Consider the following 14103-nt stretch of genomic DNA (forward strand, 5'->3'; position numbering starts at 1 on the left):
GCAATTTTAGTTTTGCGGCCGTAACAGACGATAATGAGCTTTAGTACTCACTAAGCTTTCGCATACATATTCTTTCTATGGGCAAAAAATCTCACCAACCGCTGCTGCCGACCCTGCACAAGGGCTCGGCCGAAGAGCCGCTGCGCATCCTCATTTCTTGGAGTCCTTCCTCTTCCGGTACGGAACCCCTCGACTTCGCCGCCTGGCTATCACGCACCGCGGTGATTGAGGTGCGCGTTATTTCCACGGTTTTCCAGCCCTGGACCACGACGTCTTTGTCCAAGCTGGGCGGGAAATACAAGAAGTGGTTTAAAGAGCAGAAGCAAGCATGCGCGACAGCCACCGCTGCGGCCCTGACGGAGGCAGGTATCCCGGAAAAGTACTGGGACGATACGCCCTCCGTGCTTGTCGATGGCCCCTCCCGCCCCCAGCTCCTTACTGAGATGGCCCAGGATTTTCAGGCCGATATCATCCTGTTAGGCCCCAACCAGGCCGCACCCAAGGGCCGCTTTTTCCCCGGTTCCACCGCGGATACCCTCCTGCACTACTCGCCACTATCCTTAGGGCTTATCCCGCGCAAGGCCAAATTATCGAAACACGGCGTGACCCGTTTTAATTTTGTCATTACGGAGCGCGGTGAGCGCGCGGATAGGGAATTATTGGGCGCAGCCGCGCTGGCGGATCGCTGGGATTTGCCTCTGCGCATCTTGGCCTTCTCGGCGGATGACCTGCTGCATTCCCCGTCGAAGGATAAAAGCGATATTGCGCTCAAGCTCACCGCGGAGTGGCACGAGGATTCGTTAGCGATGCTCGACCGGGCCCGCGACCACATCCAAGATGCCTACCCGGAGGTCGAGGTCACCTCCGAGATCGGCTCTGGCGCCGGGTGGTCCGGTGCCGTTGATTCGCTCAAGTGGAAAAAGGGCGATCTAATGTTGATGGCCTCTGCCCCACAAGGCCCCATCGCGCGGGTCTTTTTGGGTTCTACCGCAACCGAGTTACTCCCTCATATTCGCGTACCGGTACTCATTCACCCCGCGACCGACTAGGCTTGGATCCATGAGCTCGCGCCCAGAGCACCCCGAAAACGACTTAACCACCGACGCCGATTATGCCAACCTGCGCCGACCCGAGCCGCAAAGCTTCGATGATTTGGCAGACGAGCCCGATCCCGTCGAGGTAGCCGCCGCCAACCGGCGCTCTACCCGCCAAGCCATCTGGTACATGGTGTCCGTGCTGGTCATCTCCGCGCTGTATGGCTTCGGCGTCGCGCTCTTTTCGCGCCTTACCGGCGGCCCCCTGTGCGAGGACGGCACCGCGAGCTGGCTGTGCACCGAGGGCCAACGCACCTTCTTTGCCATTTCCACCATGATCATCCCGCTGCTGGGCATGATCGGCTGCGCGATCATTATGGTCCGCAAGCTGCGCCGCTACCTGCGCTGGCGTAGCTGGATGGCGATCTTCTGGGTGATGGCCTTCAATTTCATGATCTGGGCCATTAGCGATATTCAGCTGCTATTGGTGCGCTAACCCCGCACCTTAGCTGGCAAGGCTAAGGGCCACTTCCTTACAATCCGGCCTCCCGCAGTGTTGGGTTTCCACATTTTGGATGCAGTCATCACAGATGAGCACCTGCTGGCGGCACGTGTCCTCGTTAATGCAGTTGTGGAAGGTATTAGTACCCTTGCCGCAGTGCACGCAGTGGCCTAATTGGATAAAGCCCGGATCCTCTAGTCCTTGGCCAAACTCCTGGTGCATGCGTTTGTCAAAGACGTACATGGAGCCTTCCCACAGTCCATCATTGCCGTACTTCTCGCCGTAGCGCACGATGCCGCCATCGATTTGGTAGATCTCGTTGAAGCCACGGTTCTTCATCAAAGAGGAAAGGACCTCGCACCGGATGCCGCCGGTGCAATAGGAGACGACCGGCTTGTCCTTCATCCAGTCATATTTGCCGGATTCCAGTTCCTCAATGAAATCATGGGTGGTGCGCACATCCGGCACGACGGCATTTTTGAACTTGCCAATCTCTGCTTCCATGGCATTGCGGCCATCGAAGAAGACTACCTCATCGCCGCGCTCTTCTACCAGCTTGTTGACCTCTTCCGGCTTGAGGTGCGTGCCGCCGCCAACGACGCCGTTCTCATCCACCTTCAGCTCGCCCGGCGCGCCAAAGGCCACGATTTCATCGCGCACCTTGACCGATAGGCGCGGGAAATCCTCGGCTCCGCCATCGGACCACTTGAACTGCATGCGCTTAAAGCCCGGGTATTCACGGGTTTGGCGCACGTAGCGCTTGCAGGCATCCATGTCGCCGCCGACGGTGCCATTGATGCCGTGTTCCGAAATGAGGATGCGCCCCTTCAAGCCCAAGGACTCGCACAGGGTGCGCTGCCACAGCATGACGGCGGTCGGATCCTCGATGGGGGTAAAGCAGTAATACAGGAGAACTTTGCCGATAGTCACGCCCATAATCTTAGGCGCGCTACCGGCAAGATCCCCAATTCCTTAGCGCTTCTGGTACAGCGCCTTCTTGCGGGCGAAAACCGGATCAGAGGTCACGAGCACCCCAAGGTTGCGGAAGATTCCCTCATCCACCGAGCCCAGGATGGTGGTGGTGTGGACGTCGCAGCCGGCGAGTTCCTTGATCTGTTCCAGCGCCTTGCGGGCATCCTCGTCCTTCGCGGCGGATACGGATAGCGCGATGAGCACCTCATCGGTGTGCAGGCGGGGGTTGGAAGAGCCCAGGTGCTTCGTCTTCAGCGTTTGGATTGGCTCTATCGATTCCGGCGAGAGCAGGTGGGTATCGTCATCGATGCCGGCCAGGTACTTGAGGGCATTGAGCAGCATCGCCGCGGAGCAGCCCAGCAGCGGGGAGGTGCGGCCGGTGATGATAGTGCCATCGTGAAGCTGCATCGCGGAGGCGGGTCCATCGGTTTCCTCCGCGCGCTTGCGGGCCGGGCCCACTACTGGGCGGTCATCGACCTTGATGCCGGCCTTCGCCATGACGACGGCAGCGCGCTCAGACTGCTCATCGCCCAGCCCGGCGCGGGCTTCTTCTACCTTGGCCTTGAAGTAGCGGCGGATGATTTCCTGTTGGGCGGCGGCGCGGCAGACCGCATCATCGGTAATGCAGTAGCCGGCCATATTCACGCCCATGTCCGTGGGCGATTCGTACGGCGTGGTGCCGGTGAGCTTTTCCAGCAGGGTCCGCAGCAGCGGGAAGGCCTCAACGTCGCGGTTGTAGTTCACCGTGGATTCGCCGTGGGCGCTCAAGTGGAAGTGGTCAATAATGTTGGAATCGTTCAAGTCCACGGTGGCGGCCTCGTAAGCGAGGTTGACCGGGTGCTCGAGGGGAAGATTCCAGATGGGGAAGGTCTCAAACTTGGCGTAACCAGCGTTATTGCCGCGCTGGTGCTCGTGGTAGACCTGCGATAGTGCGGTGGCAAGCTTGCCGGAGCCAGGCCCTGGAGCGGTCACGACGACCAAGTCCCGGGAGGTTTCCGCGAACTCGTTCTTGCCAAAGCCATCCTCAGACACAATGAGGTCCGTATTTGTGGGATAGCCTGGGATAACGCGGTGGCGGGCGACCTTGAGGCCGAGGCGCTCGAGCTTTTCGATGAACGCTTCTGCCTGCGCATTTCCGTCTTCCACCTGGGTCATGACGATGTTTTCAACCAAAAAGCCGCGGCTGCGGAATACGTCTACCAAGCGCAGGAGGTCGTCTTCATACAGGATGTCTAAATCAGCGCGTACCTTGTGGCGGGCAATGTCTTTGGCGTTGATGCACGGGAGGATTTCAATTTCCTCTTTGATGCGCTCCAGCATGGCGATCTTGTTATCCGGGGTAAAGCCCGGCAGCACGCGGGAGGCGTGCATATCATCGAAAAGCTTGCCGCCCATTTCCAGATAGAGCTTTCCGCCGATTTCTTCGCGGCGGGCCTGAATGTGCTTTGACTGCAGCTCAATGTATTTTTCTCGGTCAAAACCGATTTTATGCGTCATGATTTATCGACCCTTCAATAGAAATAAAATCAATCCGCGCTTCGAGTTTACTCTTTTTCATCCCCCGGCGCCACGCGCCCTAGTTGGGGGCGACCAATGATGTCACTACACTGAAGCTATGCCTGAAGGTCACGTGATCCACCGCCTAGCCCTCACACTCAACGCTGACTACCGCGGGATGCCACTCAGCGTGACCAGCCCGCAAGGCCGGTTTGCCACCGAGGCGGCCATCCTGGACGGTACAGAAATCGACCACGCAGAGGCCTTTGGCAAGCACCTCTTCGTGCACTTCACCGCCGCCAACCCAGCGCATATCCTCTATATTCACCTGGGGCTCATCGGCAAGCTCAGCTTCGAACCCCGCGAGGAAAACCGCGGGCAGATCCGCATACGCATAGACAATGGGGCGCAAGCCGCGCAACTGCGCGGGCCCCAATTCTGCCTGCTGCTCACGGAGGAGGACTACCAGGCGCGGCTGACCAAGGTAGGCCAGGATCCGCTCCGCGTCGATGCCGATCCCGAAGCCCTGTGGACCAAGGTGCACAAATCCCGCCGCAGCATAGGCTCCCTCATGATGGACCAGCACCTGTATGCCGGTGTGGGCAATATCTACCGCGCGGAGGCCCTCTTCCGCGCCGACCTCTCCCCCTTCACCCCAGGCAAGGATGTTTCCCGTGAAACATTCTTCGCCATCTGGAAAGACCTGGTAGAGCTCATGAACTACGGCGTAGAGCACGGCCGCATCGATACCGTGCGCGCCGAGCACTCCCCCGAGGCCATGGGGCGTGAGCCGCGCAAGGATGATCACGGCGGCGAAGTCTACGTCTACCGGCGCGCCGGCCTGCCCTGCTATGTCTGCGGCACGCCGATTGCGGAACAAGTAATGGAGGGCCGAAACCTCTTCTGGTGCCCTACCTGCCAATCCGCTGCTTAAGGCCTATAGTGGCGGGCATGCGACCTGCCTATAGTGTATCCGCCGTTCGTTCCGCCGAATCCGCGCTCCTCGCGCAGCAGAGCCACGATGATGAGCTCATGCGCCTGGCCGCCCGGGGCGTTGCCGCCACGGCGAAATCCATGCTGACGGGCCCTGCGCCTCGCCGCATCACCATCCTCGCCGGACCTGGCGGCAATGGTGGCGATGGCCTTTATGCAGGCGCTTTCCTCGCCGAGGAGGGCTATGGCGTGGAAGCGATCCTCGTTGCCGATGCTGCGCACGACCCAGCGCTGCAAGCTTTTACCGCTGCCGGCGGGACCATTACAGATCAACCGCACGCGGAGGCTACCGGCCTACTCATTGATGCCGTCGCCGGCCTCAACTCCACCCGCGGGCTTAGCGGTGCGGGCCTTGCCGCGTACCGCGCGGCCAAGCAGCACGATATCCCGGTGCTTTCGGTGGATATCCCCTCTGGCATCAACGCGGATACGGGCGTGGCCGCGGAAAATGCCGTCGAGGCCACGATTACCGTGAGCTTCGGTTGGGCGCGCGCCGGCCATATCTTCGCCCCGGAATGCGGCACGGTGGTGCTCTGCGATCTGCAGCTGCCCAACGCGCCGCGCTCCTTTGCGGAGGAACTAACGGCTACCGCAGAGCCGGCGGGCTACATCGCCAACGAGCCCACCATCGATCTCCTCTTCCAGTGGCCCGGGGAGCCCGTGCTTGCCGATGCCCACCTCGGCCACGTCACCGCCCCCAAGCCCGTGGGCTGCACAGGCCCCATCGTGGACCCCACTCCACACGCCTCAAGCACGAAATACACCGGCGGCGTCACCGCCATCTGCGCTGGCAGCAGCGCGTATCCCGGCGCGGGCATCCTAGCGGCTACCGGCGCGGTGCGCGCCACGCCGTCCATGGTGCGGGTCATAGATAATGATGCCGTGGTCCCCCACCTGCCCGAAGTCGTTCCCCACCCGAGCGCCGAGGATAAGGTGCATGCCCAGGCGTGGGTGGTAGGCCCTGGCCGCGGCACGGATGAAGCAGCGGTCCGAGAGCTCCGCGCCGTCTTGGATCGCGGGCTGCCCACCATCCTGGATGCCGATGCCCTGACGCTGCTCGCCCAAAGCGCCGATCTGCGCGATAGCGTCCGCGCCCACCCGCGGGTCATCCTTACCCCGCACGCCGGCGAGTTCCGCCGCCTCTACGAGGCCACCTTCGGCCGCGAGCTCGATGTGAGCGAGGGCGTGGGCCCGCGCCAGCGCGAACTGGCCGAGGACTTGGACTGTTTTATCCTGCACAAGGGCCGCATCACCACGGTGACCGCGCCCGGCCAGACCATCTACGGGATGAATGCCGGCCACTCTTATGCGGCCACCGCAGGCTCCGGCGACGTTTTATCGGGCATCCTCGGCGCGACGATCGCACAGATCGACCACGAAAAAGTCGATGCGGAGTACATCATCATGGAGATCCTCCACGCCGCCGCCCTACACCAGCACGCCGCAGCCATTGCGGCACATACCCCCGATGGTTTTGGCATTTGTTCCGCTTCCCAGATTGCCGCGGCGATGCCCCAGTCCATCGCGCGATTGCTCGTTATGCACCGATAGCGTCCCGCTTACTCACGCGGCCGTCTTTAACCTCCACCACGTGGTCGGCGAAGGTGAGCAGGGAGCGATCGTGCGTGACCAGCACGGTGGCGGTGTGCATCTCCTGGGTAATATCGCGCAGCAGGCGGATGATTTCCTGGGAAAGGTGGGAGTCGAGGGCGGAAGTGGGTTCATCGGCAAGCAGCAGGTTCGGCTCATCCATCAAGGCGCGCGCGATATTGACGCGCTGGGCCTGGCCGCCGGAAAGCTGGCCGATGCGACGATTGCCCATGCCCTTAAGGCCAACGAATTCTAGCAGCTCATCGGCGCGATCCTTGCGCAGCTTGCGCCCGGCCATGTGGTCCATGATGAGCAGCTGATCGCGCACCTTGAGCGAGGACAACAGGTTGGACTGCTGGAAGATGATGGAGTTCGTACCGTTGACCTCTACGGTGCCGGAGTCCGGAGTGATGAGCCCGGCGCCGACGGAGAGCAGCGTGGACTTACCGGAACCGGACTCGCCCACGATTGCGGTGAGGGTATCGGAGTCGGCGCTAAAGGTGGCATCATCAAGCGCCGTGGTCGTCGTCGTGCCGTCTTGAAAGGTGACGGTGGCGTTGCGAATATCAAGGATGGTGGACATTTAGGCATTTCCTCCCAATGCATCGAGGGGGTTGGCTTTGGCTACGCGGCGGGTAGAGACCAGGGCACCGGCCATGCCCAGGATCCAGATGCCGACCGCGGGAACGATGATGGTGCGCACGGATACGTCGAAGGGGACGGTGCCGGAGGCCAGCAGGCCAAGCAGCCAGCCGACGAAAGCGCCGAGGATGGTGCCGGCGGCCAAAATCAGCGCGGCTTGGGCCAGGGCATCGCGCAGCAGGTAGCGCACCGAGGCGCCCAGGGCGCGCAGGATGGAGAGATCGCGGGTGCGCTGCAGGGTCCATACCGTCAGGAAGGCCACGGTGACCAGCGCGGAGATGCCGTAGAGGAAGCCCTGCATGGTCAACAGCGAACCGCGTTCTGACTGGTAAGCGGGCAGGCCGGAGAAGGAATCAGACATCTCGACCGAGCCGGGCACCTCTTCGGAGTGCAGGGCAACCGTGCCGACTACGCCTTCTGGAGCGTGGCTCACCTTCTGCCAAGTCTGGGTAGATACCCATACCACCGGCGAGTGGGAGAACTGCGTTTCGGCAACGGTGCCCTCTACGGAGAGGTCTACCCCACCGATATTCACGGTGCCGGAGGCCTCAATCGTGTCAGACAGGACGGCGCCATCTTCCGGAATGGTGGCGTTGGTATTGGGGATAGTCGTACCGGCCGGCAGGCCCATCACACCTACCGCGCCCTCGCCCTCCAACTTGGTTTGCGTGGTGCCCAAGGCAATCGCATCGCCGGAGAGATCCTTGTCATAGATCTCGGACTCGTTATAGGCGGGCTCTTCGGTTGAAAAGCTGACGTAGGGGTGCTCCTGCGCCACGGCCTCAAGCGCCGAGGTATTTTGCTTGGACAGGCCCTCCGTCAGGCCGGAGAGCATAACCAAAAGAAGGGTGATAAGCGCTACGGTGCCGCCGATGAGCCCGAAGCGGCCGCGCGCGGCGGTGATTTCACGAATAGCTAAGAACATACTTCTATAGTCCCTTTGCGCAGGTCAGAAGTAATCGGCGGCCTAGTTGAACCTCCAGTCAACCAACTGGTTGATCCCTCATCCACCCTCCGGCAGATACTGTAGGAAATTGTGTTTTCTGGACAGAAATTATGGCTCTGGGGCTTACACGCCATGTTCACGTTCCTGCTGCTTTTCGGCGTGGCCCGCGCCTATATCGATGACCGCTTGGACGCCCGCGCCATCCTTTTGGCCATCGGCCTAGCCGCGGTGTACGCGGCCGCGCGCTGGATTCCCACCTGGCTCTGGCTCACCGGGCTGTGCCTGCTCTGGTTGGGGCTCATGGTCCACGCGCAGGATTTCATGTGGCTCGAGTTCCCGCTTATCTTCGTTTTCCTGCGTGCCTTGCCCAAGTGGCCAGGGCTTATCTCCATCACGGCGCTATGGGCGGCGGCCGCCTTTATCCCCGCCTGGCTGCACCCGGACGGATGGTCAATTGCAGCGGCTATAGGTCCGCTTATCGGCACCACGTTTGCCGCGGGCGTATTTTATATCCAGCGCCGCTTGCAGGCAGAGGCGGCGCACCACAGGGACATCGCCAAGCAGCTGCAAGAAACCCAAGCTGAGCTGGCCGCCAGCGAGCACCAAGCCGGGCGCCTAGAGGAACGCGAACGCCTCTCCCGGGACATCCATGACACCGTGGCCCAAGGGTTAAGCTCCATCCTGCTGCTATCCCGCGCCGCCCGCACGACCGATGATCTAGAGACCAAGAACGAGCAGCTCGCCGTCATCGAGGACACCGCCGGCGAGAACCTGGCCGAGGCCCGCCGTTTCGTGCGCGAGCTCGCCGGGCCCGATGAGCGCCTGGAGACCCAGCTGGATTCCATCCTGTCCCAGATGCGCCGACGCACGGAGGCTTTGGGCGAGGACACCACCTTTGACCTTGTGGTTTCCGGCAACGGCAGCGTGCCCAGCGATATCAAGCAAGTGGTCGTGCGCGCCGCGCAAGAGGGCCTTAATAACGTGATCAAGCACGCGCACGCCTCCCGCGCAGTGGTCACCCTTGGCCTGTTTGAGGATGCGGTCACCCTGGACGTCGTGGATAATGGGCACGGTGTAATTGAGCCCCCGCGCCACGGCGGCGATAGCGGCTTTGGCTTGCAAGGATTGTCCCAGCGCGTGGAGAGCGTCGGTGGCTCGCTGAGCCTCGAATCCGGCGACGGCACCGCCCTTGCCATTAGAATCCCCCTCAAGGAGCAGCCCCATGGTTAATGTCATGCTTATCGATGACCACCCCGTCGTCCGCGCTGGGCTGCGTGCGATCCTCAATACCTTTGCCGAAGTCCAAGTGGTCTTGGAAGGCAACGACGGCGCGGACGTGGACAAGCTCTTTACCGATGATGCCCCCGAAGTCGACGTCGTCGTCTGCGATATCCAAATGCCAGGTGTCGATGGCATCACCGCCACCAAGAAGGTCACCGAAGCAGGTGGCCCGCCCGTGCTCATACTCACCACCTATGACACCCAAGCCGATATCTTGGCCGCGGTCGAGGCTGGCGCGATGGGCTACCTGCTCAAGGATTCGCCCGAGGAAGAGCTACACGAAGCGGTGCTCAATACCGCCGCACGCCGGCGCACCCTCGCCCCTGAGGTGGTCAACCTCTTGGCCCAGCGCGTGGGCCAGCCGGAGCAGTCCCTCTCCACGCGCGAGCTGGAGATCCTCCGCGCCCTTGCGACCGGCTCCTCCAATAAGGAGCTGGCCAATCAACTCTTCATTTCTGAGGCCACCGTGAAAACACACCTCATTCACATCTATCAAAAGCTGGGCGTAGACACCCGCACTGCCGCGGTAACTGTGGCCCGCGAAAGGAAACTGATTTAATGCTGGACTGCATCGTTATCGGCGGCGGCCAAGCAGGTTTAGCTACGGGCTATTACTTGCGGAAAAAGCGCCTCGATTTCCAGATCCTTGATGCCGAGCCCTCCCCCGGCGCGGCCTGGCGTCACGCGTGGCCGTCGCTCACGCTCTTTAGCAATAGCGCGTCTTCCAACCTGCCCGGCTTGCCGATGCCCCACCACGACGGATTTCCGCCCGCCAGCCACGTCATCGATTACTTCACCCGCTACGAGCAACGCTATGACCTGCCCGTACGCCGGCCGGTGCGGGTCCAGGAAGTCACCCACGATGGCGAGCGCTTTCACGTCACCACCGATGATGAGCGGCTCACCGCGCGCACGGTGGTAGCCGCCACGGGCACGTGGTCTTCGCCGTTTATCCCCTATTACCCCGGTTCCTTTGGCGGGCGGCAATGGCACTCGGCGGTCTACCCCGGGCCCGATCCTTTCCGCGGCGAGTCCGTCGCCGTCGTTGGGGCGGGCAACTCCGGGGCCCAGATAGCCGCAGAGCTTGTGCTCTCCGGCGTAGATACCACCTGGTTTACGGCGAAGCCGCCGCGGTGGATGCCCGATGACGTCGATGGCCGCGTGCTCTTTCAGCGCAACCGCGCCCGCCTCAACGCCTTGATGCGCGGCGAGCCCGATCCCGGCGCGGATACCAACTTGGGCGATATCGTTGTCGTTCCTCCCGTCAAGCGCGCCCGCGATGAGGGCCTGCTTAAGGCCTCCCCGATGTTCTCTAGCCTCGATGAGGTGGAGGCAGACCACCTCATCTGGTGCACCGGGTTCCGCCCCGCGCTGGGGCCTTTCCGCGCGCTTCTCGATGGCCGCACCCCCACCGTCGAGGGCCTCTTCCTCGTCGGCTACGGAACCTGGACGGGCCCCGGTTCCGCAACGATTACCGGGGTGAGCCCTTTTGCCAAGCAGACCGCTGCGGACATCGCCAAGCTCTGCTCCCCCGATCTTTAGTCGCCCAAAAATGGTTGCATCACAATTCACGTATCATGGTGAGCATGAGCACGCTACTTGTTACCCGTAACGAAGACAAATCCGTCACCACCTCCTTTGAGGAAGGGGAATTCCTCGGCGAGGGTGACCTGACTGTTGACGTCTCTTATTCCTCGCTGAACTACAAGGACGCGATGGCAATCACCGGCGATCCCGGCGTCGTCCGCACCAACCCACTGGTGCCCGGCATCGACGTGGTCGGTACCGTATCCGAGTCCAATGTGCAGCGCCTGCCGGTGGGCACCTTGGTTGCCTCCTTTGGCGATGGCCTCGGCGAATTCCGCCACGGCGGCTACACCCCGAAGCAGCGCGTCAATTCCCGCGCCACCGTTGCCCTTCCCGCGGATTTCACCGCGGAGCAGGCCGCTGCCGTCGGTACCGCCGGCTACACCGCGGCGCTGTGCGTTAACTCGCTGCGCGGGCTTCCCGAGGGCCCTGTTCTCGTCACCGGCGCCACCGGCGGCGTCGGCTCCATTGCCGTCAACCTCCTGCGCAATGCCGGCTACGAGGTCCACGCCATGACCGGCCGCCCGGACGATTACGCCAACTACCTCCACGAGCTCGGCGCACATGAGATCATTGACCGCTCCGAATTCACCGAGCCGGGCAAGCCTCTACAAAAGGCCATCTACGCTGGCGCCGTGGACACCTCCGGTTCCCAGGAGCTGGCCAATGTCTTGGCCCGCACTAAGTGGGGCGGCACCGTTGCCGCCACCGGTATGGCCAGCGGCCCCGACCTGCCCGCCACAGTCATGCCCTTCATCCTGCGCAACGTGCACCTAGCCGGCGTGAACTCCGTCGATGCCCCGCTGCACTACCGCCAGAATGCTTGGCAGCTCCTCGCCCGCACCCTGGACCTGTCCATCCTGGAGTCCCTGACCAATACCCTCCCGCTGGAAGATGCGGTGGAGGAAGCACAATCGCTCATCAACGGCAGCCACCATGGCCGCACGGTGTTGAAGATTTCCTAACGTCCTAGTCTTTAGGACTCAAAACTAGGCAGGCACCCCGTCAGTGACGGGGTGCCTTTCTTGTGCGATTGGCTCCCCGCATTCTAGGTATCGCCCGTTAAGCCGCGCATTATTTTTCTGGAGATGGAACCCAACTGCTGCAATTCCTCTCCCGTCAATACGGAGACCACCTTGTCATCCACCTTCGCGGTATGACTGCCCAATGCTGCGGCGAATGCTCCCTCACCTATTTTCGTCACTGTGACTTCAATAGCTCGGGGTCCTAGTTCCTCCGCGTGCCGCCTTGTCACCAACTTGCGCCCCTCCATCCGGACCAGTTGTCGGTGCAACCGCGACTTTTCCCACCCCAGTTCCGCGGCCAACTCATGCGGCCGGGTGCTCTGCCCACGGCGGCGCTGCAGGACGGCCAACACCGCATAATCGGCCTCGCTCACATTCGCAGTTGCCTGCAGCGCGTTGGCCAACTCCTTATGCAGCGCCCGCTGCATCGCTACGAAGTCCGCCCACGCTGCACTTTCTTCTGGGCGCACAGGATTCCCCCTTAGGCTTTGACTTAAATAGCATTATATAATGCGCAGTTGATTACTCAACCGACAATTGAGCGGAGCGGTTGTTCCATCAACCCCCACCATTTATTAAGGCGCGGGATTTGGACTTCCAATCATTCATAAGTGCCATATTTTTGCCAATTTAAACACATATACTTTGCTTTTCGTAAGCTATTTATTGGTCCTGACGTTTTCTGGATACTATCTATCATTAGGACTTAATAAGTACCTATCGGCCGGATTTCGAGCCGGCTGCGACCCCCGTCGGGTAGGCGGCTGTCTATGATGGCGGGCATGGATAAACTTTTTAGCGCCTGCGGATTCGACTTCGTGGACACGGAGGAACTCATCGCGGAGCTTCCCGCAGACCGGACCCTGTGGGATGCGCCTGCTTTTGATCAAGTGCTCTACTATGCGGATCCCTCCGGCATCGCCGTCACGGCGATGGAGTACGAGGGGGAGTGGACCGTATTGCCGTCGTTCCGAGGCGGCGAAGACGTAGAGGCAACGCTATATCGAGCCATGCCATTTATTGGCATCTTAGAAATGGAAGATCTCCGGTGGGCAGTGCTTAGCGATGCCCCCTTCACGCTTCCCACCGGCAACCCCGTGGGCGGCGAAAAACTGCGTGCCCGCGTGCGGCCCGCAGTCGTTGCGCTGGACTATGAATTAACGGAACCGGCGGAGTTTTCGCTGCGATCCCCGGCCACGGAACGGTTTTATCAAAACTACAAGCCCAGCCTGCTCAACCCGCAGGTCGAGCTAGCTGGCACCGTGAATAACGTCGAGAAAAAGACCAATGAATTTGGGGGAGGGGAGTTCTGGGTATGCGAAATCGACGGGCTCCCGCTCATCGTTGATGCCCCAGTTGAGGCGGGCCAGGGAATCCGGGCGCACGGCATCGCGCTCTGCGCCACGGAGTACTGGGATTAACCGCCTCGCTGCTAGGAGGAGGTAGCTCCTACTGTTGCGGAGCCGCAGGTACCAGGTCTACAAGGCGCTCGAGGTAGTCCCGCACGAAATCGATGGTGCTGGGCGGCTCGATCTTTCCATCCTCGCCGATGAGCTGGGGAGAATTGCCCAAGAATACCTCGGGCTGACCGGGCATCGGCATGTCAAAGTAGGACAAGGCTAGGCGCACATTCTTGTGGGAAGAATAGCCACCCATGCGGCCGACGGAGTGGCTGATGATGCCAGCTGGCTTATTCTTCCAGGCGACATCGGAATTGGGCTTGGACCCAATATCGATGGCATTCTTTAAACACGCCGGGATCGTCCGGTTATTCTCGCTGGTGACGAACAAAATGGCATCCGCTTCCTTAATTGCGTTGCGGAAATCGGTGTACTCTCCCGGCGTGGGTTTATCCTCCACGCCAGAATCGTCGTAGTCGAAATCATAAAGCGGGAGTGTGCGCAGGTCATAGCGCTGGCACTCTACGTGCTCGGGAACGAGTTCAATGGCATGGTTGGCGATCTTCTTCGCAATGCTTTCCCGCCGCAGGCTGCCAACGAGTACAAGAAGTTTCATGATGGGTGTCCTTTCGTG

General features: G+C 61.2%; 15 protein-coding genes. 9 read left to right on the forward strand and 6 right to left on the reverse strand.

The genetic code is table 11. The features are described from left to right. Positions 1–77: 77 nt before the first annotated feature. Both CACC_RS11290 and CACC_RS11295 read left to right on the forward strand, forming a co-directional pair. Complete coding sequence (locus tag CACC_RS11290) at positions 78–1049, forward strand: universal stress protein (RefSeq protein ID WP_005275819.1); 972 nt, start codon at positions 78–80, stop codon at positions 1047–1049. 10 nt (positions 1050–1059) lie between these two features. Further along, positions 1060–1530 carry a hypothetical protein gene (locus tag CACC_RS11295; RefSeq protein WP_005275822.1) on the forward strand — a complete coding sequence of 157 codons (471 nt, stop codon included), beginning with the start codon at positions 1060–1062 and terminating at the stop codon, positions 1528–1530. A 9-nt stretch (positions 1531–1539) separates the two neighbouring features. Here CACC_RS11295 and trhO read toward each other — a convergent pair whose 3' ends face one another. Continuing rightward, positions 1540–2466, reverse strand: coding sequence for an oxygen-dependent tRNA uridine(34) hydroxylase TrhO (gene trhO / locus CACC_RS11300; protein ID WP_035108335.1), 927 nt, complete (start codon positions 2464–2466; stop codon positions 1540–1542). 42 nt (positions 2467–2508) lie between these two features. Then, positions 2509–4005 carry a DUF1846 domain-containing protein gene (locus CACC_RS11305; protein ID WP_005275828.1) on the reverse strand — a complete coding sequence of 499 codons (1497 nt, stop codon included), beginning with the start codon at positions 4003–4005 and terminating at the stop codon, positions 2509–2511. Between the two features lie 118 nt (positions 4006–4123). Between CACC_RS11305 and CACC_RS11310 the strand changes: the two genes are divergently transcribed. Both CACC_RS11310 and CACC_RS11315 read left to right on the forward strand, forming a co-directional pair. After that, positions 4124–4939 carry an Fpg/Nei family DNA glycosylase gene (locus CACC_RS11310; protein WP_005275830.1) on the forward strand — a complete coding sequence of 272 codons (816 nt, stop codon included), beginning with the start codon at positions 4124–4126 and terminating at the stop codon, positions 4937–4939. 17 nt (positions 4940–4956) lie between these two features. Further along, positions 4957–6549: a bifunctional ADP-dependent NAD(P)H-hydrate dehydratase/NAD(P)H-hydrate epimerase gene (locus CACC_RS11315; protein ID WP_005275831.1), complete on the forward strand. Its 1593-nt coding sequence runs from the start codon at positions 4957–4959 to the stop codon at positions 6547–6549. Here CACC_RS11315 and CACC_RS11320 read toward each other — a convergent pair. Together CACC_RS11320 and CACC_RS11325 are read right to left on the reverse strand one after the other, a co-directional pair. Then, a complete protein-coding gene (locus CACC_RS11320; protein ID WP_005275834.1) occupies positions 6536–7171 on the reverse strand; it encodes an ABC transporter ATP-binding protein in 636 nt (211 codons plus the stop codon). The genes CACC_RS11315 and CACC_RS11320 overlap by 14 nt on opposite strands. Further along, complete coding sequence (locus CACC_RS11325; RefSeq protein WP_005275837.1) at positions 7172–8155, reverse strand: ABC transporter permease; 984 nt, start codon at positions 8153–8155, stop codon at positions 7172–7174. Positions 8156–8308: 153 nt separating this feature from the next. Between CACC_RS11325 and CACC_RS11330 the strand changes: the two genes are divergently transcribed. The 4 genes from CACC_RS11330 to CACC_RS11345 are packed head-to-tail and all read left to right on the forward strand — an operon-like array spanning position 8309 to position 12009. Beyond that, positions 8309–9406, forward strand: coding sequence for a sensor histidine kinase (locus CACC_RS11330; protein ID WP_005275840.1), 1098 nt, complete (start codon positions 8309–8311; stop codon positions 9404–9406). After that, positions 9399–10016 carry a response regulator gene (locus CACC_RS11335; protein WP_005275843.1) on the forward strand — a complete coding sequence of 206 codons (618 nt, stop codon included), beginning with the start codon at positions 9399–9401 and terminating at the stop codon, positions 10014–10016. The genes CACC_RS11330 and CACC_RS11335 overlap by 8 nt, the downstream gene beginning before the upstream one ends. Next, complete coding sequence (locus CACC_RS11340) at positions 10016–10999, forward strand: NAD(P)-binding domain-containing protein (protein ID WP_005275846.1); 984 nt, start codon at positions 10016–10018, stop codon at positions 10997–10999. The genes CACC_RS11335 and CACC_RS11340 overlap by 1 nt, the downstream gene beginning before the upstream one ends. A gap of 35 nt (positions 11000–11034) precedes the next feature. Then, positions 11035–12009 carry an MDR family oxidoreductase gene (locus CACC_RS11345; RefSeq protein WP_005275849.1) on the forward strand — a complete coding sequence of 325 codons (975 nt, stop codon included), beginning with the start codon at positions 11035–11037 and terminating at the stop codon, positions 12007–12009. A gap of 83 nt (positions 12010–12092) precedes the next feature. On the opposite strand, the gene CACC_RS11350 is transcribed toward CACC_RS11345, so the two are convergent. Continuing rightward, positions 12093–12539 carry a MarR family winged helix-turn-helix transcriptional regulator gene (locus tag CACC_RS11350; RefSeq protein WP_005275850.1) on the reverse strand — a complete coding sequence of 149 codons (447 nt, stop codon included), beginning with the start codon at positions 12537–12539 and terminating at the stop codon, positions 12093–12095. Between the two features lie 312 nt (positions 12540–12851). Between CACC_RS11350 and CACC_RS11355 the strand changes: the two genes are divergently transcribed. Beyond that, positions 12852–13490 carry a hypothetical protein gene (locus CACC_RS11355; protein ID WP_244262116.1) on the forward strand — a complete coding sequence of 213 codons (639 nt, stop codon included), beginning with the start codon at positions 12852–12854 and terminating at the stop codon, positions 13488–13490. 28 nt (positions 13491–13518) lie between these two features. Here the strand turns inward: CACC_RS11355 and CACC_RS11360 are convergent, their stop codons facing one another. Next, positions 13519–14085, reverse strand: a complete 567-nt coding sequence (locus CACC_RS11360) for an NADPH-dependent FMN reductase (RefSeq protein WP_005275857.1) — start codon at positions 14083–14085, stop codon at positions 13519–13521. Positions 14086–14103: the final 18 nt, after the last annotated feature.

Origin of the sequence: Corynebacterium accolens (genome assembly GCF_023520795.1) — a bacterium.
Classification (GTDB): Bacteria; Actinomycetota; Actinomycetes; order Mycobacteriales; family Mycobacteriaceae; genus Corynebacterium; species Corynebacterium accolens.